The following is a 25,843-nucleotide window of genomic DNA, read 5'->3' on the forward strand; positions in this document are numbered from 1 at the left end:
TAGAATTTCGTAATATTGCATTTTATAAGAAACATGGATGCCATTTGGTTGTATGCTGCTTATTGGGAAAGAATACTAAAAAATACTGAAATAAATAAGATCATGAAAAAGATTTGCCTTCTTCTCTTTTTGCTTTGTGCTTGCATTGCTCAAGCACAAAATGCTTATCGCACAGACAAAGATATATCTTATGTCTCTGGTTCCGAAACAGACACCTATCGTCGGGAACGTTGTAAACTGGATATTTATTATCCTGAAAACAAGAAGGATTTCTCAACTATCGTCTGGTTTCATGGAGGTGGTATGGAAGGTGGAAATAAATTTATTCCCAAAGAATTGAGAGAACAAGGGTTTGCAGTAGTGGCGGTGAATTACCGTTTGAGTCCGAAAGCAAAGAATCCGGCTTACATCGAAGATGCGGCTGAAGCTGTGGCATGGGTTTTCAAGAATATTGAAAAGTATGGTGGTCGTAGGGATCATATTTTTGTTTCCGGTCATTCTGCGGGAGGTTATCTTTCGTTGATTCTGGCAATGGATAAGAAATACATGGCAGCATACGGAGCAGATGCCGATAGTGTAGCTGCTTATCTTCCGGTGAGTGGTCAGACGGTGACACATTTCACTATTCGTAAGGAACGCGGTTTACCTGACGGTATTCCGGTGGTTGATGAGTATGCTCCGGTAAATAAGGCCCGCAAGGAAACTGCTCCTCTCGTGTTGATTACGGGGGACAAGCATCTGGAGATGGCGGCAAGGTATGAAGAAAATGCGTTGTTGGAAGCTGTCTTGAAAAGTATAGGTAACAAGAAGGTGACTTTGTATGAAATGCAAGGATTCGATCATGGTCAGGTGCTCGGCCCGGCATGTTATCTGATTGCAGATTATGTGAAGAGATTCAAATAATATAGTTATAAATAAGAATAGATTGGAAGATGAAAACACGCAGTGATGCTTTTCAGTTTGAGAAAGAATTGGATTGGGAGAAACCGGCTCCGGGAATCCGCCGCCAGATAATGGGGTATGACGGGCAACTGATGATGGTGAAAGTGGAATTTGAGAAAGGTGCCGTCGGTTCTATGCATCAACATTATCATAGCCAGGCTACTTATGTTGCAAGCGGCAAGTTTGAATTGACTATTGGCGATCGGAAAGAAATTCTTTCTACAGGTGACGGTTATTATGTGGAACCTGACCAGCCTCATGGATGTGTTTGTCTGGAAGCAGGTGTATTGATTGATACATTCAGCCCTATGAGAGCTGATTTCTTAATATAATATCTGGCAGGAAGTCAGATATATGTGGTATGAATTTACCACATATATGGTATTTACCCTGAACAGAATCCGCACTATCTTTGTCATATATTAAAACAAGAGGAATTTAAAACAGATATATATGGAAAAGATAGCAAGAAAATTGACGGATTTGGTAGGTAATACTCCGTTATTGGAACTTAGTAACTATAATACAAGTAACGACCTGAAAGCTCGTCTGATTGTAAAGATTGAATCTTTCAATCCGGCAGGAAGCGTGAAGGACCGCATAGCATTGGCTATGATTGAGGATGCAGAAACGAAAGGAATTTTGCATCCCGGAGCAACTATCATTGAACCGACCAGCGGGAATACCGGTGTGGGATTGGCTTTTGTTTCGGCAGCTAAAGGCTATAAACTGATTCTGACGATGCCCGATACCATGAGTATCGAACGGCGTAATCTTCTGAAAGCTTTAGGGGCGGAATTAGTATTGACTCCTGGTGCGGATGGTATGAAGGGAGCCATTGCCAAAGCTGAAGAACTGAAGGCGGTCACTCCGGGAGCTGTCATCTTGCAACAATTTGAGAATCCTGCTAACCCCGCCATGCATTTACGAACTACTGGTCTGGAAATATGGAGAGATACCGAGGGGAAAGTCGATATCTTTGTGGCCGGAGTAGGTACTGGCGGGACGGTTAGCGGTGTAGGTGAAGCGCTGAAGATGCGTGATCCGAGTATAAAGATCGTGGCAGTAGAACCTTCTGATTCTCCGGTACTATCGGGAGGAAAACCAGGTCCGCATAAGATTCAGGGAATCGGTGCAGGGTTTGTTCCTAAAACGTACAAGGCTTCTATCGTAGATGAGATTATTCAGGTGCAGAATGACGATGCCATTCGTACGAGTCGTGAATTAGCCAAACAGGAAGGTTTGTTGGTAGGCATATCTTCAGGAGCGGCTGTATATGCTGCTACGGAACTGGCGAAGCGACCGGAAAATGCCGGGAAAATGATTGTTGCATTATTACCCGATACAGGCGAACGTTATTTATCTACCATTTTGTATGCTTTTGAGGAATATCCTTTGTAATAATGCCGCTTTCCTCCAGATAAAAACAACCGCTCCTTTGGACTCAAACGATTGTCTTTTTGTTGTAGACATACGGTCGTTTGGAGCAAGAGGAGCGGTTGTTTAAGTTTGGTTGAACAGCCGTTTGAGGCTGTTCAGCCGGTTAGATGATAATTTGAGTTCACCACAAAGTAACGCAGTGTCTCATAGAGTTATTGTCGGGAGTGTATGCATTAATAATGCGCATTTATTTATAAATACCTACTTATAAATGCCTACTTATAAGTAATAGTCAATACTTGATTTCCGCATTGCATACGGAAATCTCCTTGTTCCAGTACCCATTGCCCGTCGGAATTGACAAAAGCCAAGTCGCTGCCTTTGATGGATAGAGTGACAGTTTGGGTTTCGCCCGGTTGCAGTTCCACCTTTTTGAAGGCTCGTAACCGGCGGTTTTCGGGAGTAAGCGAAGCCACAAGATCACTGCTGAATAGCATGACAACTTCTTTTCCGGTATATTTACCGGTATTGGTTACATCTATGGAAAAGTGCAAATCATCTCCTGTGGTAAACGAAGATTTGTCCGTTTGGAAGTTGCTGTATTCGAAAGTGGTGTAGCTCAATCCGTATCCGAAAGGCCATTGAACGGAGACTACTGCATTGTAGTCGTAAGCTCCTTCCATTTTGTCCATCTCTTCACTCACCCGATAATCGTAGGTAGTCAGTGCTGCTTCGTGTCGCGGATATGTGTAAGGCATCTTGGCACTGGGGTTCACGTCTCCTGCCAGAATGTTCGCTAATGCATCACCACCATAGTTTCCGGGTAATAGAATGTCAATAACAGCATCAGCTAATGGCTCCAGGTCGTTGATAATGCGGGGACGACCCTCATTAAGTATCAGGATGATCGGTTTTCCCGTAGCGGCAAGTGCCTTTACCAGTTTGCTTTGGTTGGCAGAGATGGCAAGCTCGGAAAGATTACCGGGTGTTTCGCAATATGAATTTTCACCGATGCAGGCGATAATAATATCCACGTTGCGGGCAGCGGCCACAGCTTTCTCAATTTCCGGTTCATTTTCTTCCATGTAAGCACCTTCGGGTTTGTAGGTTACGCCCTGTTCCAGACGGACATGATCGGCTCCGAATTTGTTGCAGATTGCTTCGTAAATGGTGTTATATTTGTCGGCAAATCTATCGGTCAGATGTCCTTGCCATGAATAGCTCCAACCACCGTTCAAGCAACGCATAGAGTTGGCGTTCGGACCGGTTACCAGTAGCTTTTTCCCTTGAGGAAGCGGAAGAATATTATCTTTATTTTTTAGCAATACTTCCGATTCTTCGGCTGCATGAAGTGCGATAAGCGCATGCTCCTTGCTGCCGAAGAGAGGATAATCTTTCAATAAAGTGTTCGGATGATCGAACAGACCCAAACGGAATTTAAGTCTAAGCACCCGGCGGACGGCATCGTCAATACGGCTCATGGGTATTTTCTTCTCTTGCACTAACTCTTTTAGTAGTGTACAATAATTGAGATCATACGGTTCCATAGCCATGTCTATACCTGCATTGATTGCCATTTCGATGGCTTCTTTTTTGTCCGCCGCCACATGTTCGCGGGTATAAAGATTGTTGATGTCCGCCCAGTCGGTGATTAACATTCCGTCCCATCCCAAGTCTTCTTTCAGCCATTGTGTAAGGAGTTCGCGGTCGGCGTGTACAGGCTTTCCGTTGATGGAACCACTGTTGACCATTATAGTCAGTGCACCAGCTTCCACACAAGCCTTGAACGGTGCAAAACATTTCTCACGTAGTTCGGAAACCGATATATAAGCCGGTGTGCGGTCTTTACCGGTACGTGGCATGCTGTATCCCATGTAATGTTTCACGGAGGTGGCGATTCGGTCGGCGGGAATATGGTTAGGATCATCTCCTTGGAAGCCTCGGACAGCAGTGCTGCCCATAATGGCATTGACTAAACAGTCTTCTCCATAATTTTCCCATACACGCGGCCAACGGGGATCACGTGCCATATCGACGGTGGGAGAGTATGTCCAGGGACAATTGCTAGCCCTTGTCTCATAAGCTGTTACACGTGCCGCTTCGTATGTCAAATCCGGATTGAAGGCAGCACCCATATTGATATTTTGAGGAAAGAGCGTGCCGCCCAATGTATAGGTAGTACCATGATTCTGATCCAGGCCGTAGATACATGGAATACCAATCTCCGTCATCGACAGTTCTTGTATTCGACCGATAATCTCGTTCCACTTTTCAGGGTTTTGTGCTACCGGGCCGGGAGCATTGAGAAACGAACCTACCTTGTATTCAGCAATCGCTTTGTGGAGTTTTGCCTCGTCCAATTGGAATTCTCCATTTATCGTCTCTCCTAATACATCAATAGCAAGCTCGGTCATTTGCCCTATCTTGGCGTCAAGATCCATTTTTGATAGAAGCTCTTCCACTTGTTGTTCTATTTTTGCGTCTTCAGGAATGGCAGTGGGAACTGCCTGTTTGGAACAGGCAGTCATTGCGATAGATGCGGTCATTAATATAATATTTCTTAGTTTCATTATGATTTGTTTTTAAGTAGCATCGTTTATGTAATCTGTCATTCAGATGGATTTAACCCGAAGAATGACAGATACTTATGGTATGAATGATTTTTAAACTTACTTAGGAACATTATTTCACGGTTACCAAATCTACATAATAGCCATGTCCTACACAGATGAATCCGTTTTCAGCTTGAATCATATTCAGCATGTCTTGGGTCAGTGTCAGTGCGTATTCACCGTTTTCCGAGAAGTTTATCGGGTCTGTGAAGTACGACCAATTGCCGGTAGCAAGTCGCATCTGATGATATTCGGCAGTAGGTTCTATGGAGTAGACAACTTTTAGTGTCGATCCGGCTGTAATACCGGTAAACGCATCCATCGGAATCAAATTAAAAGTTCTGTTGGGATCACCTTCCGGCATATCCCATGAAACGTAATGATGTCCTGACCAAAGCGTTATTTCAGTAGATATAATAACAGTCTGCTCGGTAGTCGTAGCATTATCGTTTAAGAACTGCACAGCCTCTCCGCTACGGGTTTTGCCTGTCAGCGTATAGCTTCCATCAGACAAATCCGGACAAGTCAGCGTAACTTCCGTAGAAGATTGATTGCTGAATTGAGACACCGTCTGTCCGCCGATAGTTAGAGAAGCGATGTTTTCAAGATTGATACCGGAAATGGTCCAGTCCACGTTGGCAGTAGCCCGGTTAGCCCCCGAAATGACAAGAGAAGCATTGGTCACTTTCACCATGTCGGCTCCATATTCATTGCCGGCGGCATCTTGCAGAACGATACGGTAATCGCCTTCGCTTACGCCTGTCGGAACGATGTATTCCAGATAGTTCTCGTCTTCCGATTCAACATAAGTAGGATCGGTGATTGTGTTTCCTCCCAAGAGGATGGCTGTTACGTTCTGTAAATTACTGCCATATAAACGGGCAGTCTTACCGGGAGATACAATTCTCTCAAAGGCTACTTCTTTAGATTGAGGGTCATCAGCCAACGGATTGACCACCACTAATCCTTCACGGGAAGTCTTCTTCCCTTTCACAGTTTCTACTTCTATTTTCAAATTATACGTACCGGCTTTCAGACTACGGTTGATTTCTTTGTCGGAGTCGGTACCCGATTCCACTTCCTGCCCATCAATGAACCAGGTTACTGTGGTGTAATCTTTCGGAGTCACGGTCAGCGCGATGGATAAGTTCGCATCCCGGCTGATGTTGGCGAATGTAGCCAATTGGCCGTTCGTTCTGTCAGGGAATACCGGGGCAAGGATATGCGGATCATCATTTTCCGTCACCGTAGCGAACGGCTCTTCCTCGGTGCATGCAGTAAATGTGGAGCCTACAGCGAGTAGGGCAAATAGTGCAATATATATCTTTTTCATAATGGATGATTGTTTAATAGTTAGTTTTCAGTATCCCACCACAGAAGGCTGTGCCAATTATCTGTTCCTCCCATGCGCTCGATGGCTTCATTGTAGCTTTTCTTATTATAGGAAGATTCCAATACAGGATAGCAGAGACGTACCGGAATTTCCGTTCCACCGGTGAGATATTGTCCGAACCCATATTCTGCCGGTGATTTCAACTTCGGATAACCGGAACGACGCACGTTTGCCCAACATTCGGCAGGATTGGTGAAGTGAAGAATCCAGGCCTGTGTATTGATAGCTTCAAGTTTCTGATTGTCCGTATGTCCGAACGTCCCTCTACCTTGAATGAATGCATCAAACTCTGCATCAGTAGTAGCCGTGCAACCGTAGTTGTCTGTCAGGAAATCCATAGCTGCACGCACTCCTTGCTTGTAAAGATCTTCTGCCGACACACTGCCGACATTCCATTTTTTCACAGTAGCTTCTGCCATCAGGAACTTCACTTCTGCAGAGGTCATCACTACGCCCGGATTGTCGCTTTTTAGGAAATTATTGGCAAGTTTGGGTTCCACTTCACGAGCCATGGTTGCTGTAACAGAAGGGTTGTTAACGGCTAATTCCTTACAAATATCGCTGTCGTATCCTGTAGGCCATGGCTCCCACGAGTAGGCACCCGGGTTGCGCGGACTGAAATCAATCCCTTTTTCAATCATCTCCTGGGTGATGTCGACACGATTGTCGGGACTGGTGGCACTCATCAGCCCGTCATAATAACAACGGGAAATTTTGAATGTACGAGGGTCACCGGATTGGCGTAGCTGATTAAAGAAAGTGGAGCAGAGGTAACTTGGATTATTAGCGGGGTCGTTGCCGAACAATAACTGTGACAATGAATTTCCGCGATAATCAGAGTAAGCTTCTTGTCCGAAACTAAATGCGATTGTCATGTATTTGATGAGCGCATCGCTTGAGGCGTCCGTTATCACACCCCCATTGGCAGCTAAAGCATTTTCAAATTCCGTTTGTGCCTTTGTAGGATTGACATTGGAGATTCGCATGGCAAAACGTAGGCGAAGCGAGTTTGCCAGTTGTTGCCATTTAGTTACATCACCGGCATAGATGAGGTCACCTGTCACTTTATCTTTGGTCGGATCGATTTTATTGACGGCATCTTCCAGCTCCAGAAAGAAAGCGTTGTAAATATCTTCCTGTTTGTCATACTTCGGATTGAACTTTCCTTCGAGGAATCCCAGGCCGGCTTCACTGAAAGGAGCGTCTCCGTAAGTGTCGGTGATGATAGACATAAGATAAACCCGATAAATGCGGAGCACAGAGTTGATGTTCACTTTCTCTGCATCTTCGGCTGTGCGATATTGAGCATCAATGATATTCTTCAGGGATTGAGTGTAGAACGATGTCCAGATACGGCTCATTTCATTATTGTCTAGCGTATGGCGTCCGCCGTAGTTGGTGGTGTTCCAACATCCCATCAGTTGTTGGGTGAATGCATAATGGTAGTTACGGTAGATTTCCATCATACTAAGGTCTCCGTACGTTTGCAGTTGGGCAGTGGTGAGCTGCGCATTCGGGTCGATGGTAGCGGCCTTGGAAGGGTCGGTATTCATGTTTTCCATGTATTCATCGCTGCAAGAAGCGAAAAACAGGGCACATGCCATCGTGATGATTGTGATGTATTTAGATTGTCTCATGATATATCTTTTTAGAATTTCACATTTACATTAAAACCATAGCTTCTGCGTGAAGGCAACGAACCGTATTCAAGTCCCATACCGGTGGTATTGTTGTAGTTGGAATCCGGGTCGATATTCGGGATATTCTTCCATACGATGAACGGATTGCGGGCAACGAACGAAACGGTCAGTCCGCTTATTACATTCTTCAGCCAGGATTTGGGTACATTGTAACTCAACGTTAGCTCACGGCATTTCACGTATGAGTTGTCGTAAATAAACATAGAAGGTGCATTACGGCAAACGCTCATCCAGTAGTCTTCCGGATTGATGTAGATGTCGTTGGGGCGATACGTTCCATCACCGTTGTCGATGACACCCGGAGCAACGAATCCGCCTGTCGGCTTCCAGTTATCGGCTCCTTTCGCAATGCCGGCTGCCAATCTTTCTTCTTCCGAGCGATACCAGGCGTCGCGTCCTGCCAATGTCTCCGGACTTTTACCCGATTCATAAGCAGCACGGGCAGACATCGAATAGAGGTCGGCACCTACTTTCACATCGAATACCGCTACCAGCGAAAGATTCTTGTAGGTAAAGTTGGTGAGTAATCCACCTGTCCAGTCCCAAGAGGCATTACCCAATACGTGGTTGCTCTTGTCATATTGCGGCAGACCGGTTTGCGGGTCAATCAGAATATCTCCCTTTTCGTTCCGTTGGAAGTCCGGGCCTACAATAGAACCAAAGTTCTCGCCTACCTTAGCGGCCACCTGAACGTCGAGCCAAGATGCTTTTTCCAGTTCAAACATATCCGATTCGCCATCCAGTTCTTTTACTTTGTTGCTGTTCTTGGAGAAGTTCAGATTAATGTCCCAGGAAAAATCGCGTGTTTGAATCGGTCGTGTGCTAAGGGCAATCTCAATACCTTTGTTTTCTATCTTGCCGGCATTAATCAAGCGATAGTTATAACCGGTTGTCCAGGAACTTGCCATTCCCATAATCTGGTTTTTACTGATTTGAGAATAGTAGGTGAAATCCAGTCCGATACGGTTCTTCAGGAATTTCAATTCCAATCCCATTTCCACGGAGTTTGTTTTGGTTGGTTTCAAGTCTTTGTTGGGGATGGTTCCGTTATCGATATATCCGATGGTATATCCGGGATAAGCATATTTGGATTTCGTATAGACGAGTCCCAATTGATAAGGATCGGTATCGCTACCTACTTGGGCCCATGACATACGCACCTTTCCGTAAGGCAGGAGGTCGCCCAGTTTTGTCAGCTCGGAGAATACAAAGCTACCGGAGAAAGAAGGATACACATACATGTTGTTGCCAGTGGGAAGGGTAGACGATTGGTCGCCACGCAACGTAGCATCGAGGTAAAGCATGTGTTTCCATCCCACGTTCACTGCTCCGTAAACCGAATTAATCTGCTTGCGGTAACTGCCGGGCACTACACTGATCTCGTTGAAGCTCGTCAATGAAGGGACATCGCGTATCTTCATGTCTTGAGCGGTGGTAACGGTGGTCTGGTTGTTTACCTTATATACATTGCCGCCTAACGTAGCGTTGAAATCGAAATCACCCCAATGGTTGTTGTAGAGAGCCAACACTTCAAAGTTGTACATGCGGTTGCGGAAAGCACTGTTTTGAAGTCTTCCGGCTTCGAATCCGGGAGTGGTAGGTGCTTTGTAATCATCGAACGTGAACCAGTTGAGTTCGGCACCCAGCGTTGCTTGAAGTTTCAGATGTGGGTCGATGTTCCATACGGCCTTGCCGTTCATGCGGAACAAGTCTTTCTTGGATTTATTGAAGTTCTTATAGATATCCCAGTACGGATTCACGTTGTAGGGATCCATGCCGTTCCAGTTGGAATATTCGCCGTCGGCAGTCTGATAGGTTTGCAACCATTCCTGGTCGTAGGTGGTGGCAAGGGTCATCAGGTTTTTACCGATATTGGACTTGCTGTCGCCCAATGCCGGACGGTTCTTCACGTCTTCCCGTGTATAGTTGACGCTGAAATCCAAGTCTACCTTTCCTGCAGACGTATTGGCGCGCAGGTTGAAAATGTCACGGCTCATGTGTGTCTGGGGAACAATGTCTTTATTGCGCATATCCGTATAGGTAAAGCGAATTCCGGTTTTTCCGCTGTTCACACCTATGATGGCGGAGTTGGTGGCGGTGATACCCGTGCGGAAGAAGTTGGACGTATTGTCGGGGACAATGAGGAAAGGGCGTTCCACGCCGTCGAAATACTTCAGCATGTTTGAACCGTCCGCTTTTGGGCCCCAACTTTTGTTTGTGTTGGATATGGCATCATAGCTATAAGTACCATTGCTTCCCATACCGTATATCTGTTGAACTTCGTCCCATTTGGCAAGTTGGGTATCGAAAGTCAGTGTTCCGTTATATTCCACGCTGATTTTATCCTTGTTGGCTCGCTTGGTTGTAATCAAGATAACACCGTGGCTGGCACGGCTACCATAAAGTGCGGATGCCGCAGGGCCTTTCAATACCGACATGTTTTCTACGTCATCGGCATTGATGCTCGAAATACCGTCGCCCAAGTCGAAGCCTCCGTTTGTGCCGGCACTGCCGAAATTAGTGTTGTCCAAAGGTACACCGTCCACTACATAAAGAGGCTGGTTATTGCCGGTCATTTCGGTACTGCCTCGCAGAATAACGCGCGTAGAACCGGAAGGACCACCGGCGGTCTGGCTGACTACCAAGCCCGGCACACGTCCTGCCATGGAGTTGATAAGATTCGTCTCTTTCGCTTTGGTCAAGGCTTCACCTTTCACTTCATCAATGCCGTAGCCCAACGCTTTGCGCTCTCTCTTGATGCCAAGGGCGGTGACTACCACTTCATCCAATGCTTTGGCATCCTCTTTCAAGGTGATGTTCAAAGGACCTCTTCCCGCTTTTACTTCTTCGGATTTATAACCCACGTAGCTGACAACGAGCGTAGCTCCCGCTTTTACATTCAAACTGAAATTTCCATCCAGATCGGTAATCGTTCCGTTGGCAGTTCCTTTCTCCACTACGGAAGCCCCAATGATAGGACCTGTGGCATCGCTCACTTTTCCGGTTACCTTGTTGCTTTGTTGTTGAATAGCCTGGGAACTTGGTTCCGTTGCTGCATACACTTGCTGGAAACTTCCCGCCATCCAAAGGGCGAGTGTTCCGCAAAACAGTAGATACTTACATTTTTCCATATTCATAGCATGTATATTTAAGATTCCTATAATATTTTCACCCAGTCGATGTACATATTCACTTTCTGACCGTCTTTCAGGCCCGTCAGTTTATTAATATCGGTAATTCCTGTAAACGCACCTCCCACGGCGAGGTTGAACAGGATGTAGAAGTTGTCATGAAAGTATGTGTTCGAGCTAATGTCGAATGTATGAAACTTGACGTTGTCGACGGATATTGTCAGGTTGTTTTCATCCCAATCCAGAGAGTAGGTGTGATAATTGCCGTCTTGCAGGCTGTTGGCCACATTGGCTTTGTAGTATTGCTGTTCGTGAGCCGCTGCGCTGGGGCCATAGTGAATGGCGGTGTTCACTTGTTTTTCCGAATCGCCCGCAGCCATTCCGCTCTGTTCTCCCATTTCCATAATATCAATCTCCCCGCATGCCGGCCACTGTTTGTCGTTGTCTCCCATCATCCAGAAAGCAGGCCATAGTCCGCCGTTAGTCTTGGGAAGCTTGATACTTGCTTCTATCTTGCGATACTTGAAACTCTTTTTCCCTTTTGAATTGATCCTGCCTGAATAGATTTTATTCCCTTTGCGTTCGGCGGTAAGAATCAGAACCGATTTATCCCCGTCTTTTCCTACCGATACATGAGCGGCATCGTATGCCTGTAGCTCTTGATTGGTCCAACCGGGTTCATGAGTTTCTTTCGTCCATACTTTTTCGTCGAAAAAGTTGAAATCGTCTTTAAAAAGAATGTCTTGTGGATTTTCTTCCGGTTCCGTTCCAACAGAATCCGATGAACAGGATTGTTGCGCGAAGCAAACGGATAAAAATAGGAATAGTGCTACTTTTTTCATCGTTTTAGCATTTTAAAGGTTAAACGTAATATGTGCTTTATACTTGTAGAGCTTGGTGCAAAGATGCTAATATCCGGCTAAAACGATGGTCAGATTGCTGACATATTAGGTTTGATTGCTGACAAATCTGCTGATTTTTATCGAACGGATGTTATCTTACCCATTCTTTTTCGAAGATTGTTGCTGTACAAGAATGAGGTAAATGATAATTTTGCGGAGTGCCCTGAAAGGGCTTAATTATATAGCGTAGGGCAACGCCCTACGTAAAAACGACAATCTGAATTTGCGCCCTGAAAGGGCATAATTGTATACGGTTCCGCCCTTTCAGGGCTTGTGGCTGGTGTGTTTTTTTCGTAGGGCGTTGCCCTACGCTATATAATTAAGCCCTTTCAGGGCACCCCAATAAATATATAATTGTAAGGCTTTCAGCCTAACCGATAAATTCTCATTTAACCGATAAATTCCCATTTAACTGCTAAATTCCCATTTAACCGCAAAATTCCCATTTAACCGATAAATTCTCATTTAACCGATAATTTCTCATTTAACTGCAAAATTCCCATTTAATTAAGAACGGTACGGAAATGAGGTAAACTCATACAATTATAATTCAAAAAGACTTCCGTAAACATTCTCAAGTATACTTATCACTATGAGAAAAAATACTCATAGGTATGAGAAGAAATACTCATTACAATGAGAACTTTTTCTCATTGCAGTGAGAATATACCCTTGTCAGAATAGGCTGAAACAGTTCATTACTGTACCGGAAACGAGCTAATTCTAATTCAAAACCGAACATGAATGCTTGTCTACTTCCCACTATATTTACTTGGCTGCATCCCGAATTGTTTCTTGAACAATGAACTGAAATACTTCGTGTTGACAAATCCGGTTTCGGCGGCGACATCGGTTACGCTTTTACCTTCTTTCAGCAGTTCGGCAGCTTTTTGTAGCCGGATGATACGGATAAACTCTTGCGGCCCTTTTCCCGTCAGTGATTTAAGGCGACTGTAGAATAGTGTCCGGCTCATTGCCATTTCATGGCACAAGAGATTGATGTTGAAATCGGGTTCATCCAAATGTTCAAGAACAAACCGGGTAGCTTGCATGATAAACCGACGGTCGCCCTCGGCCATTGTTTCGCTTGCTGTCGTTACGTTTTTGTTGTCGATACTTTCATTGTTTTCATTGCTTTCATTGTCGTCACGTTTGCCGCCCGCCTCTACTTGAGCGATGGCTTGCCGCATGAAAAACTGCCGTTGCCTGTTTCGATTGTCAATCAATCCTTGTACTTTCAATTTCAGTATCTCTGTACTGAATGGTTTGGGGATATAATCATCCGCGCCTTTCTTCAATCCTTCCACTATTGCTTCGTGGTTAGCCTTTGCCGTCAGCAGAACGACGGGAATACCTGATGTGTCAGGATTTTCCTTGACCATTCTGCAAAGCTCGTCACCCCGTATGCCGGGCATCATGACGTCGGAGAGGATGATGTCCGGATATTCATTGGCGAGACAGGCGATAGCTTCGTGTCCGTCGGCAACATCAATCACCCGATAGAGGTGTTCAAAGGTCTGGCGGAGGTAGTGACGGAGAGTTTCGTGGTCTTCTACAATGAGCAATGTATTCCGGTCGTCCGGATCTTTCATTTTATCCGTTTCGTGGCTATTATTATTCGATGTGCCGGCAAGGTGTTCGAGGGATGATTCGTGCGACACGGGTTCGGCTACGGTGGTGGTTCGTGGCAATGTTACGATGAAAGTAGTTCCCTTGCCCTCTTCGGAACAGAAAGTGATTTTTCCATGCAGCATCTTTACAATGCGTTGCACCTGCAACAGTCCGAATCCGGTTCCTTCTTCCTGTGACTGCCGGGCATTCTCGGCTCTGTAAATATCGGAGAAGATATGCTTCTTCGCTTTCTTCGGTATGCCTATTCCGTTATCTTTCAACGAAAGGATGGCTTTGCGTTTCGTGGCTTTCAAATCCAGACTGATTTCTCCCTGGGGCATGGTGTATTTGCAGGCATTGGAAAGAAGATTGTCGAGTAACATCTCTATCAGGTGTTTGTCTGCCGAAACGAAAACTGATTCGTCGGGTTGGGTCAGATTCAGTGTCAACTGCTTCTTCTCGCAAAAAGACCGGAAGACGGAGACTTCTTTCAGCAAAACTTCATTCAGACAAAGCGGAACCGATGAAGAGGAGGGCTTGTGGGCGTCTACCTTTTCAAATTCGAGCAACTGTGTGATGAGCGAATGGAGTTTCCGGGTACTTTCATGGGCCAGATTCAGGTAATAACGGGCTTTGTCCGAGAGATCTTGTTCTCGGTTCAAATCCTCCAGAGGTGCCATGATAAGCGTTACCGGCGTGCGAATGTCGTGTGCCGTGTCGATGAAGAAACGTATTTTGTCTTCGTCGTATTTCTTTTGGAGCTGGTTGCTCTTATAGCGCAGGATGAAATAGAAAACGAAGCTTATTATAAATAGGTAAATAGTCCAAGCCCACCACGAGTTCCACCATGGCTGGCTCACTTTCACTTCTAAGGTGCTTTCGGAGATAGTCTTTCCGTCGCTGCGTCGCAGGCTGCGCACCTTAAAAAGATAAGTGCCCGGCGATACCTTGGTGTAGGATGCCTTCCCCTCGGCAGACGGTTTGCTCCAATCATTGTCATACCCCTCTAAAATATGCTGATAGACAATATCGCGCTGGAAACGATAGTTGATAGATTCAAAAGAAACGGTAAACGAGTTGTATTTATAGCCGAGCCGTACCGCACGGTCGGCAAGCATATCATGGATGGCGGGTCTCAACGATTCTTCTTCTTGGACGTTTTGATAATCAACCGTCAGCCCTGTGAAACGCAGGAGCGTCCAGTAGTCTACGGTTGAGATGTCGAGTGGCATGATAAAGACAGCGCCATCCGTGCTGCCATACACAAACTCGCCGTTCATCAACCGGGCAAATGAGGATTTGTTATATTCCTTGTCTATATTGCCCGCATAGTTGAGGTTCGACACGCGCAGGCTGTCTATCAAGGCAATTCCTTTTCCGGTGCTGACCCACAAGCGTTTCTTGTCGTCTCGCTGCAAACTATATATATCGTTGGACGGCAATCCCTCTTGAACGGTGAAAGTCTTTACCGTCCGGTTTTTCATGTCATATAGATTCAATCCTCCCCCTTCGGTTCCCAGCCACACGGTTCCGTCGTCATTGAACAGCATAGAGATGATATAAGCACTGACATTCTGATTGTGAAATTCCTGGGAATTGGCATAGTGCTGTATATTCCCTGTATGTTTGTCCACCAGGAAAAAACCGTTGACGGTAGCCACCGCTACCCGGTTTCGGTCGATAGGTTCAATGGATTGTACCCAATTCACGTCGAAAGACTGTTTGCTGCCTTTTTCTTTTTCAAACATGATCAGGCATCCGTCCAGACCTCCTATCCATAAGTCTCCCTCCATGTCTTGTCTGACGGAGAAAATATAATTGGTGGTCAATTGCCCTTGTTGCTTGGTGAGATGGCGTAATACGCGTCCGTTGTTATCCAATAGATACACTCCGTCTCCGTACGTTCCTACCCATACGTTCCCATTTCCGGATGTGCAAAGAGAAATGGTTACGATTTCTTTCAGCACGTGTTTCCAAGTGCCTGACAGGGTGTTTCGGATGCTGATTCCATCATCGGTAGCGAACCATTGGTTGCCATCCGGGTTTTCTTCGATATCATTCACGTTGTTGCTGATGAGAGAATGGGTATTTCCCTTTTCGTGTGCTAATATCGAAATGGGATGTTTCAGCAGGATAGCCACGGATACGCCTCCCGTATAACTACCTATCCAGATGTTGCCCTGGTCGTCTCTGGTTACGGCATATACGCCGTTTCCGCGCAGGTAAGTATCTGTGTCATCTTTGGTATTCATCAGTAAATGGGCTTTCTTGGTGTCTTTGTCTATCGCATACACACCGCCACCGTCCACGCCTATGAGTATGGTATGCACATCATAGTCTGTAATTGCCCGTATCGGATGAAGGAACGTGCTTCCTTGTCCCTCCAGCGCAAGCACTTTGGAAGTGTCGAGGTTCATCACAGACAAACCGCTGCCAAATGTGCCTATCCAGAGTTCTTTTTTCGGTTTGTCGCAGAACAATGTTTGTACATTCCACCCTTCCAGCAGCTGGCGTTTCTTATCCGGCAGGGCGTGTGACAGTTGCCAGACTCCGTTAGAAGTGCCCACAAAAAGCGACTCGCCGGCAAATGCAATGTCGTTGACATATTGTCCTTTCAACACGGCAACTATACGATGGTCCGCTTCTTGCTTGTATAGTCCTTTATCCGCTCCCATCCACCAGGTTCCGTCACTATCCAAACAGAGTTTGTTCAAGATGACTTCTTCCTGAATCAATTGTCCCAGGTGGAGGACTTGTTCAAAATGATCCAGGATGGTGGAATATCGGTAAATTCGTCCGGTATGGTCGTAGGCAAACAGTCCTTGTTGTGCGTCGTACAATAAGTAAAGCCTGCGTCCGGCAAGATCACCATAATAGAAACTGCCCGGTAAATCATAGTTCTTTACCGTATGACCGTTGTATCTGTCTATTCCGGTTTTTGTAGCAATCCACATAGCACCGTCTCCATCCTCGACAATCGAAAAAACACGTTGACTACTAAGGCCTTCTGCATAGCCTACATGCCTGACATCGAACATCCGGTTGGTCAGTTCGGCTTTGACAGCCATATTTATCATTAGTAGTAAGGTGATAACAAGATTAAAACGAACCATATTCTTTTAATTGTTGACATTACAAAGATAAAGTTTCTTTAGAAAATCCCAACAGAATAGGGGTGTGAAATTAGAAGGAATATTCAGTAAATGTTCCTATGTAAAGTCAATTAGAAAATCAACAAGATTAATATTTCCGGGAATGGCAAGTTTCTTTCTTATTCGGTAACGGGCTGTTTCTACCCCACGAATAGTGAGATTGGTGAACTGCGCAATGTCTTTAGCTGACATCCTCCCCTTTTTACAGTGAACCGCCGAATACGCTCTGTATAAATAGGGCTATTGATAAGTTTCATCTTTTTATAGTTATAGTTGATATACAAAACAGATATGTCAGTTTTATTAAGCATAACTTATAAAGATGCCGGTTTTATTTGTTTTATTAAGTATAACTTATAACTCTATCCTAGTTGACGAAAGAGAAATAAAAAGAATGTGAGGTGGCCTAAATAATAAGAGGCTGCCTCACATTGCTTTTAGTGACTGTCTTGGATTTATTTATTGCACTTCAAAACTCCCCTTCAACCGTATGTCCTGTGAAGAAGCTCCCACCATCACCGAGAAACTTCCCGGCTCTACCGTAAACTGATTATTCTTGTCCCATAATCCCAAGTCTTGAGGCGTAAGGGTAAAGTTGACCGTTTGTTCTTCTCCCGGTTGTAAGTGAATACGTTCAAAACCACGCAATACTTTATCGTAGGTGGTAACGCTGCTGAAATCATCCCGGATATAAAGCTGGACTACTTCATCTCCTGCTTTCTTTCCTGTATTCTTCACAGTGCATGAAAGAGTGATATTTTCCTGCGGACCGATCACCGGTTTAGATATTTTCAAGTCTGAATATCCGAAGGTCGTATAGCTTAAACCATATCCGAAAGGATAAAGTACACCGTCTACACGGACTTTCCCTTTAGAGTCAGAACCCGGTTTGAATGGGAAAGCAAAAGGAATCTGTCCCACAGATTTCGGGAAAGTGACAGCCAGACGTCCTCCCGGATTATAGTCTCCGAAAAGAACTTTAGCGATGGCATCTCCCATAAATTCTCCGGGGAACCAGGCATGAATAATGGCAGGAACGTATTTGTTTGCCCAGTTGATGGTTGCTGCCCTTCCGTCCACCATCACTAGAACGACAGGTTTACCTGTTGCATAAACCGCTTCCAATAATTGTTGTTGCCGTCCGCAGAGGTCAAGATTGGTACGTGAAAACTCTTCCCGAACCGTTTTCTCATTTCCACCCAGTACAAGAATAGCGATATCCGAAGCTTTTGCTAATTCTACCGCTTCATGAATCATCGCCTGCTCTTGTGTATCTAATGGAACATTGTACAGTTCGCTCTCCGGGAAATATTTATCAATAATGTCACAGCCTTTTGCATAGCGAACTTCCGAGTTAGGCAGATATTCTTTGATTCCCTGATATACAGTCTTAATAGACGCATTGGCAGGACCATATCTGCAAGTCAGCTCCTTCACTTCTTCCGCATTCGGACCAATCACAGCTATTTTTTTGAAGTTCTTGGATAACGGAAGCATCTGATTCTTATTCTTCAAAAGAACGACAGACTCCAAAGCGGCTTTCATAGATACTGCTTTATGAGCGTCATTGTGTACGACTGTCTCCGGACGACGGTCATCACCGGGATACGGATTATCAAAAAGCCCCATCATAAACTTGACACGCAGAATCTCACTGACGCGTTGATCGAGCGTATGCAAAGAGACTTTACCTTCGTTGATAGCATGACGCAACGGGAGGATGAAATCTTGCGGGGGAGTAAAGTTGGTACGGATATTCAATCCTGCATTGACCACTTGTGCCGCCATCTCTTCTTCAGTCGGGGTGATACGATGTTTGGTGTGCAGAAACTCTACCGCCTCACTATCCGATACTACATATCCTTTGAATCCCCATTGCTGACGCAGAATCTCCGTGAGGAAATGATAGCTTCCGGAAACTGGCTCCCCGTCATAATCATTATACGAACTCATCACTCCTAGAGCACCCGCTTCCTGAATACCTTTGCGGAAAGGTTCCAGATAAAGAGTCTTCATCTCACGCGGGGCCACGTGCGGATCCGTACGCGTACCTCCGTCGCGTCCACCGACCGGGATGCTATACACGGCGAAATGCTTGGGAGTAGCAACGATACCTTCGCTTTGCAGACCGAGGATCATCTGTTTTCCCAATTCGCCCGCCAGATACGGATCTTCTCCGTAACTTTCTACCACACGTCCCCAGCGAGGATCTTGTGCAATATCCAGAATAGGAGAATAAATATTGGTATATCCCAATGCTTTTGCCTCATTTGCAGTGACTTTCGCAATTTCCCGGATCAGTTTTTTGTTCCACGTGGCACCTTGCCCGCATTGAGCGGGAAACATGGTAGCCCGGTCATGACATAATCCGCGTATTCCTTCATTGGTGAGGTCCACCGGAATACCCAGTCGTGTCTGTTCTACAAACCAGCGTTGAATGGTGTGTCGGTTCTTTACGCTGTTGGCATATGGATAGGAGATTTCAGAACCGAATTTGCCCAGTCCGTTCGCCTGCTCATCAATATTTCCGATGCCGTCCTTCCAAATTTCTGCTGACCATCCGGCAGTAGGCCACGCATCTTTCAATACCCGTCCCGAACCGTAGAGAGTAGCCATCTGACAGGTTTTCTCTTCCAGTGTCATTTGCGAAAGCAAATCCGCGATGCGGGCTTCGATAGGAGCGGAGGGATCTTCGTATACATCCTTTATACCGTTTTTATTGAAGTCGATCCAGGTCTTTTTGTATATGTCCTTTGAGTTGTTGCCGGATTTGTTATCAGTAGGTTTGTTGTTTGCCGAGATACTTCCGGAGTAGATACTTCCGGCAGATACTAACAGGGCGAGACATAGCAGTTTCTTCATAATCTATTTTTTTTGCAAGAGTACTTATCTATTTTATTTATGTTGCAAGTATACAAAAAGAATTTGATATGAGAGGATAGAATAGTCTTTATAATCATGTTATAAACGGCTGTCTTGGCACTGGTGTATAGGGAGAATGGATATTATGAAGCAGGGAAGAATACCTTATCTCCCCTTTATTATTGTATTAAGTTACCGCTCTTCTTGCATCAGACTACCGATATAGTTAGCTTCCCACGGCCGTGACGACTTCTCTTCACGGCCGTGAAGAGAAGTTACCACGGCTGTGGGAAGATCTCACCACGGCTGTGGTGAATTAACTATATCGGTGGTTTAACGGATGGATAATGAAGGGATAATAGATATATACCGGTTGCACTTCCTACGTAATACAAGGAAGTAGGACAACATTTAGAATGAAACAGGGTGAGGGTAACTGCCTACCCTCACTTACTATCACCTTTACCCTCACACCTGTAATGCCGATGGATAAAGAGATACAAGCAGAGGATGAGGGTGTGAGGGTAAAAGTGTTCTAAACTTTTGTTTAGAGAAATTTGCTTGGAGATACTCCGTCATGCTTCTTGAATGCTGAATTCGTTTCTTAAACGGGTGTGGCACATGAAGTTAAATTCATTAGCCGAAAGCCGGAAACTGTTTTATGGCTTTTCGTTGGCTCGCAGACCGAAGACTTTTCCTGTCATCTGCCGGACAGCTACTTTCCACACTTTTACGTTACGTACGGCAGGATCGGAATAGCTGAATGCGTTGTCTGTATAATGACGCATGATAATATCCAGTGCACGACGTTTATCGTCTATCTCTTCGATGAATTCTACTTGCCCCCGACACATCGCACTTTCGGAACGCATACTGTAACTGCAGGCTACCTTTTCGTGTTGGTAGACAAGTTTATGTCCAAGGCTGAAAGTGATGCATACATTATTATTATGTTCCAACATCTCTAACTTGCTGCCTTCGGGACCTGAATGCAGATATATGATACCATTTTCATAACCGAAGTTCATGGGAACTACATAGGGATTACCTTCTAAATCTGTAATGCCCACAAAACAGGCATCGCAATGCAGAATAATGGACTCGATTCGTTGTTTGTCTTCGATAATGACAGTCTTCATGGATATATGAATGTTATAATAGTAAGAATAATCAAAATGATACGCTAAAGTACAGACTTACGACTGATTACACAAATCTATGCGAACTTTTTTCTCGTTACTTTCACAGATTTATCTAATCAATCGTATTTCTGTACTAATGTTATCAGGGGTTGAATGAGCTTTTCTGTTTGTTTGAATATTCAAACTTTTACTTTTCTATTAATTCAAAATCCAATTGTTTCTTTTCCAGATTGGCACGAGCTACCCGAACAGTAATAGCGTCTCCCAAACTGTATATTTTGTTTTTGCGGCGTCCGCGAAGACAATAGTTCTTCTCGTCGAATTCGTAGTAGTCATCATCCAGATCACGAACAGGGACCAGACCTTCACATTTGTTTTCGTTCAGTTCTACATAAAGTCCCCACTCGGTTACGCCGGAGATTACACCGTCGTAAATCTGCCCCAGACGTTCGCTCATAAATTCCACCTGTTTATATTTGATGGAAGCACGCTCGGCATTGGCTGCAATTTGTTCCATGTTCGAGCTGTGGTCGCAGAGGTCTTCGTACTTAGCTTCGGATACGCTGCGTCCTCCGTCCATATATTTCGTCACCAAACGGTGTACCATCATGTCCGGGAAACGGCGGATGGGAGAAGTAAAGTGAGTGTAATATTCGAAAGCTAGTCCGTAGTGACCGATGTTATGGGTTGAGTAACGTGCTTTCTGCATGGCGCGGATGGATACGGTTTCTATCAGGTTCTCTTCTTTCTTTCCGTGTATGTCGTCCAATAAATGATTGATGGATTTTGAAATATCAGTCTTCGTTCCGCTTGTACGCACTTTGTAGCCGAAGCGGGCGATGAACTGTGACAAGTTCTCCAACTTCTCCGGATCGGGCAGGTCGTGGATACGGTAAGGAAGCACTTTGGCTTTCTTGTTCTTTGGCACACATCCTATCTTTTCTGCTACGGTCTTGTTAGCGAGCAACATGAATTCTTCCACCAGTTTATTGGCATCTTTTGACTCCTTGAAGTAAACGCTGATTGGTTTTCCTTTTTCGTCAATCTCGAACTTCACTTCGTAGCGGTCGAAGTTGATGGCTCCTGCAGAGAAACGTTTTTCGCGCAGTGCTTTGGCAATGGTATCTAATGTGAGCACTTCTTCTTTGAAGTCTCCTTCTTTTGTTTCTATGATTTGTTGTGCCTCTTCATAGGTGAAGCGACGGTCGGAGTTGATAACCGTATGTACGATGCGTGAGTCTTTAATTTCTCCTTTTTCCGTAATATCGAAGATAACGGAGAAAGCTAGTTTTTCTTCGTTCGGGCGGAGTGAACAAATGAAGTTACACAGCCGTTCGGGAAGCATCGGAATGGTACGGTCTACCAGGTAAACGGAGGTTGCTCGTTTTTCTGCTTCCTTGTCGATGATTCCTCCTTCTTTTACGTAATGTGTCACGTCGGCAATGTGTACACCCACTTCCCATAATCCGTCTTTCAGTTTGCGGATGGAAAGTGCGTCGTCAAAGTCTTTGGCATCTTTCGGGTCGATGGTGAAAGTTGTTACCTTACGGAAATCTTCGCGTTTGGCAATCTCTTCTGCTGAAATCTCGGCAGGAATCTTGTCTGCTGCTGTTTCTACTGCTTTCGGATATACATACGGCAGACCGAATTCCGCAAGAATAGCGTGCATCTCTGTGGTATTGTCACCAGCCTGACCTAATATATCTATTATTTGTCCGATAGGATTCTTAGCCTTGTCCGGCCATTCGGTTACTTTCACAATGGCTTTATCTCCGGTTTTACCGCCTTTCAGCTTATCTTTCGGAATGAAAATATCATTGGCAAGTGTACGGTTCTCTGTCACCAGGAATGCGTATGACTTGGCTACTTCCAGTGTGCCGACGAAAGTATCGTTTGCACGTTCCAGTATTTCTATTACTTCTCCTTCTGCTTCTCTGTTCTTCCGTTTGGCATAAAAAGCAATTTTTACTTTGTCATTGTTCATGGCATGTGCCGAATTGCGTTCGGCCACAAATATCGGTTCGCCTCCTCCTTCAGGAATAAATGAATTCTTACCATTGCTTTTCCGTTGGAAAGTGCCTGTCATCTCCGTTCCATGATTGTTGAGACGGAATTTTCCTTTTTCTATTTCGGAAATATAATCGTCAGCTAAAAGGTCATGTAATATATCGACGCATAGCATTTTCTGCGGATGGGTGGTGAGACGCAGTTCTGAAAATATATATTTCATACTCAAGGTCTCGCTGGATTTGGCATGGAAAAAGTCTATTAATAATGCTGCCAGCTCTTTCTTACTCATTCTTTTGCCGGCCTTTTTCTCTTTCTTTTCTTTCTTTTTTGCCATATTATATGGAATTTATTAGTAGTTCAATCTACAAAGTAAACAAATTTTTGGACTTGATAGTTCTGAATGAGGACAAAACTTTTTGTGTTACTTGATATTTCATAGATTTTGAAACAGAAAGCCTCCTTTTCTGAATCAATTCGGAAAAGGAGGCTGGTCGGGTTTATAAAGAGAGAGAGAATAAAATTAGAATACCTTCGTTATGGTCATAATTACATATTGCATTTTCACTATTTCCTGTGTAGAGAGGCACATAAAAAGGGAAGTATATCTCTTGACACGCTTCCCTTATCTTTAAGAGAGAATTTATTAATTCTGTAATGAACTAATTGATGAATACTTGTTTATAACTAATTTTTTACGCAACGTACCGAAAGACCGCGTTTTTCTTGTATTCCTCCTTTATCAGAAGAATAACCTAATCCATAGCTCATATTACTGAAATATACAGTTCCTGCTCCATAAGTAGCTTGGTCTGTACTCCAAAAATCTGTTCTACTCTTTGACTTAGGTGTTTCAAAACCTCCACTATGATAGCATTGTCCAGCAGGTATAACATTAAAGCCATAGGTATCACGCGGGCCATTAGCAAGGTCAGGATTTTCATCTATCATGCCAGATTCTCCCCAACCGTCAGTATCAAGTTTTCCTGTTAATGCTGACCAGACGTTTTTACAATCTTTATCAGAGTACTTATTTCCATCCTCATCTGTCCATACGTTACCTTCAACTGGTGCTAATTCACTAACAACAAAACTTTCTAGCTTTTTCCATTCTGCTTTACTTGGCAGGTGCCATCCGCTAGGACAGATTCCTTGGATACCACTTGGTATGGCTTCTGCATCTCCACCTGTTGCATTCTTTTGGTTCATAGCGGCATACCAATTATACAAGACTCCGTATGTTTTATATTCTTTCGTGGCTTTAGCTGCATTTACATCTTCGCCATCATAGTTGAAAACAAAATAGAGTGGATCTCCATCACTAGTAGCGGCAGCTTCCGGTTTGCTAACTGATGGTAAATAGGCCAAGTTCTCTGCCATCCATATTTGTTCACCAATCGTAACAATTTTGTATTCATGATTGTCTCGTGGGTCAATCATTTTTCCTTCTTCCGGTTCAGGAGTTGGTTTTGTTTTTTGTAATGTGACATTAACTTCACTTGTTGCCGTAGTGCCTTGATCACCTTTGACGGTTAATTCAATTTTTAATGCTCCTTCGGCTTGGTTAGCTTCAAATGTATAATCATAGCTAAAAGGCACAGCAGTAACTTCTGATATAGCTTTGTCTCCTACTTTTAATGTGACGTTTGAGATTTCACCAAAGTCAATCGTTGCTTCTCCTTTGATTGTCATTTTTTCTGCAATGTTTACCGTAGCTCCTTCAGCAGGTGCAGATATGGAGCATGTTACATGTTGCTCGGGAGTAGGGTCGTTGTTGTCGTCACCACAAGCAATTAGTCCTAAGACTGCGAATAAAAAGAATCCAAATTTTTTCATAAATGTATTTATATTTAGTGAGTAATAATATAATCGTTAGTCTTTGATACAACGGACAGGAAGACCTACTCCCGGATTGAATTCTGCATTGGTTACAAATGTGTGGAGGTCTGACCATAAACGTACGGTGATACCGAATTCAGGTCCCATTTGTACTCCGGCTGTCGAACTCCACCAGCCGGCACTGTAGCAGGTATGCATCCAATCTTCGTCACCTGCACATGCACGGAATCCGATGGGTAAACCGTTGAACAAGGTTGCATTATTCTTTTCCATTTCTACGCCAACCCAAGTTGGTTGAGGTTCTATTTCTGTATATTCTGGCAGCATCCACATTGTTGTTGAAGCTAAAGCTTTTGCTATGGCTGTTTCGTCTACTTGACCATCACTCATGATAGCGGCCATGCCGGAGTCTAAAACATATTTAGATAATGTCTGCCATTCTTTTTGCGACGGAATATGCCATCCGTCAGGACAAACACCTTTTATATTTCGTGTTTCATCTTCTCCTAATGCTGTTTCACCTTGAAGTGCTGCAGGTAAGTTATAGTAGGCTCCATAAGCTTTTAAATAAGCTTTTCCCAAGTCTGTTTTGATATCACTGTCGAACATGACATAATATTTGGGCGCTGTTGAAGATATATCAAAATTCTGTTCCGGTAAATAGCGTAAATTTTCTGCCATCCATAACTGGTCTGCAAGTTGTACCGTCTTGTATACATTTCCATCACGTGTATCTGTGAGGTCTTCTCCGATTTGAGGTGGTGCAGGTCTGTCACCGAGTTCTGTTGTGACAGTAATAGTTGCCAAAGCACTGCCTTCATGATCTCCTTTGACTGCTAATTCAATTTTCAACTCTCCTGGTTCAGCTTCCTTGGGGAAAGTGTATTCATAGTAGAATGGAACCGAACTTATGTCGGTAATAACTTCTCCTCCTACTTTAAGTTCAGCGGAGATAATTTTACCATAGTTAGTCGTTCCTTCTCCTCTGATAATCAGTTTGTCTGATATTATAACGGTTTCTCCGTTAGTCGGCATAAATATCTCACAGCTTACCTGTTGGTCCGGAAGTATTTCTCCTCCTCCGCTTGCGGTGCTGTTGTCATCTTTACAGCTTGCACCAAGTAATCCTAATGCCACGATAAAGCTAGTTAATAGTATCTTTTTCATATG

The 25,843-nt window shown here is 44.4% G+C and carries 15 protein-coding genes and 1 pseudogene; 4 read left to right on the top strand and 12 right to left on the bottom strand.

The genetic code is table 11. From position 1 onward, the window contains the following. The first annotated feature begins 102 nt into the window (after positions 1-102). The 3 genes from BSAG_RS09840 to cysK all read left to right on the top strand — a co-directional run bounded on the left by BSAG_RS09840 (position 103) and on the right by cysK (position 2,343). The gene (locus tag BSAG_RS09840; protein ID WP_008770519.1) at positions 103-903 is read left to right on the top strand and encodes an alpha/beta hydrolase; all 801 of its coding nucleotides are present in this window, start codon (positions 103-105) and stop codon (positions 901-903) included. Positions 904-932: 29 nt separating this feature from the next. After that, entirely contained in the window at positions 933-1,274 is a 342-nt protein-coding gene (locus BSAG_RS09835) for a cupin domain-containing protein (protein WP_004298587.1), read from the top strand. 121 nt (positions 1,275-1,395) lie between these two features. Further along, positions 1,396-2,343 carry a cysteine synthase A gene (gene cysK, locus BSAG_RS09830; protein WP_004317446.1) on the top strand — a complete coding sequence of 316 codons (948 nt, stop codon included), beginning with the start codon at positions 1,396-1,398 and terminating at the stop codon, positions 2,341-2,343. 254 nt (positions 2,344-2,597) lie between these two features. Here the strand turns inward: cysK and BSAG_RS09825 are convergent, their stop codons facing one another. From BSAG_RS09825 to BSAG_RS09795, 8 genes and pseudogenes are all read right to left on the bottom strand, one after another. Further along, complete coding sequence (locus BSAG_RS09825) at positions 2,598-4,892, bottom strand: glycoside hydrolase family 3 N-terminal domain-containing protein (protein WP_004317449.1); 2,295 nt, start codon at positions 4,890-4,892, stop codon at positions 2,598-2,600. Positions 4,893-5,004: 112 nt separating this feature from the next. After that, a complete protein-coding gene (locus BSAG_RS09820; RefSeq protein ID WP_004317451.1) occupies positions 5,005-6,267 on the bottom strand; it encodes a hypothetical protein in 1,263 nt (420 codons plus the stop codon). 20 nt (positions 6,268-6,287) lie between these two features. Next, a complete protein-coding gene (locus tag BSAG_RS09815; protein ID WP_004317453.1) occupies positions 6,288-7,964 on the bottom strand; it encodes a SusD/RagB family nutrient-binding outer membrane lipoprotein in 1,677 nt (558 codons plus the stop codon). A gap of 11 nt (positions 7,965-7,975) precedes the next feature. Continuing rightward, positions 7,976-11,164 (bottom strand): SusC/RagA family TonB-linked outer membrane protein, encoded by a 3,189-nt coding sequence (locus BSAG_RS09810; protein ID WP_004317456.1) that lies wholly within the window; start codon positions 11,162-11,164, stop codon positions 7,976-7,978. Positions 11,165-11,184: 20 nt separating this feature from the next. Then, on the bottom strand, positions 11,185-12,000 hold the full coding sequence (locus BSAG_RS09805) for a family 16 glycosylhydrolase (protein ID WP_004317457.1): 816 nt from the start codon (positions 11,998-12,000) through the stop codon (positions 11,185-11,187). 812 nt (positions 12,001-12,812) lie between these two features. Then, complete coding sequence (locus BSAG_RS09800) at positions 12,813-16,784, bottom strand: hybrid sensor histidine kinase/response regulator transcription factor (protein WP_004317007.1); 3,972 nt, start codon at positions 16,782-16,784, stop codon at positions 12,813-12,815. 96 nt (positions 16,785-16,880) lie between these two features. Further along, positions 16,881-17,015 (bottom strand): annotated as a pseudogene (locus BSAG_RS25675) (helix-turn-helix transcriptional regulator); the annotation flags it as partial. A 267-nt stretch (positions 17,016-17,282) separates the two neighbouring features. Next, positions 17,283-19,685: a glycoside hydrolase family 3 N-terminal domain-containing protein gene (locus BSAG_RS09795; protein WP_004317009.1), complete on the bottom strand. Its 2,403-nt coding sequence runs from the start codon at positions 19,683-19,685 to the stop codon at positions 17,283-17,285. Between the two features lie 416 nt (positions 19,686-20,101). Here BSAG_RS09795 and BSAG_RS25950 point away from each other — a divergent pair, with 416 nt between their 5' ends. After that, the gene (locus BSAG_RS25950; RefSeq protein WP_255299338.1) at positions 20,102-20,224 is read left to right on the top strand and encodes a hypothetical protein; all 123 of its coding nucleotides are present in this window, start codon (positions 20,102-20,104) and stop codon (positions 20,222-20,224) included. 120 nt (positions 20,225-20,344) lie between these two features. Here the strand turns inward: BSAG_RS25950 and BSAG_RS09790 are convergent, their stop codons facing one another. From BSAG_RS09790 to BSAG_RS09775, 4 genes are all read right to left on the bottom strand, one after another. Beyond that, complete coding sequence (locus BSAG_RS09790) at positions 20,345-20,824, bottom strand: pyridoxamine 5'-phosphate oxidase family protein (protein ID WP_004317010.1); 480 nt, start codon at positions 20,822-20,824, stop codon at positions 20,345-20,347. Positions 20,825-21,014: 190 nt separating this feature from the next. Next, the gene (rnr, locus tag BSAG_RS09785; protein ID WP_004317011.1) at positions 21,015-23,171 is read right to left on the bottom strand and encodes a ribonuclease R; all 2,157 of its coding nucleotides are present in this window, start codon (positions 23,169-23,171) and stop codon (positions 21,015-21,017) included. Between the two features lie 350 nt (positions 23,172-23,521). Further along, entirely contained in the window at positions 23,522-24,670 is a 1,149-nt protein-coding gene (locus tag BSAG_RS09780; protein WP_004317012.1) for an FISUMP domain-containing protein, read from the bottom strand. 36 nt (positions 24,671-24,706) lie between these two features. Then, positions 24,707-25,840 (bottom strand): fibrobacter succinogenes major paralogous domain-containing protein, encoded by a 1,134-nt coding sequence (locus tag BSAG_RS09775; protein WP_008770520.1) that lies wholly within the window; start codon positions 25,838-25,840, stop codon positions 24,707-24,709. Positions 25,841-25,843: the final 3 nt, after the last annotated feature.

Origin of the sequence: Bacteroides sp. D1 (assembly GCF_000157095.2) — a bacterium.
In the GTDB taxonomy this organism is placed as follows: Bacteria; Bacteroidota; Bacteroidia; order Bacteroidales; family Bacteroidaceae; genus Bacteroides; species Bacteroides xylanisolvens.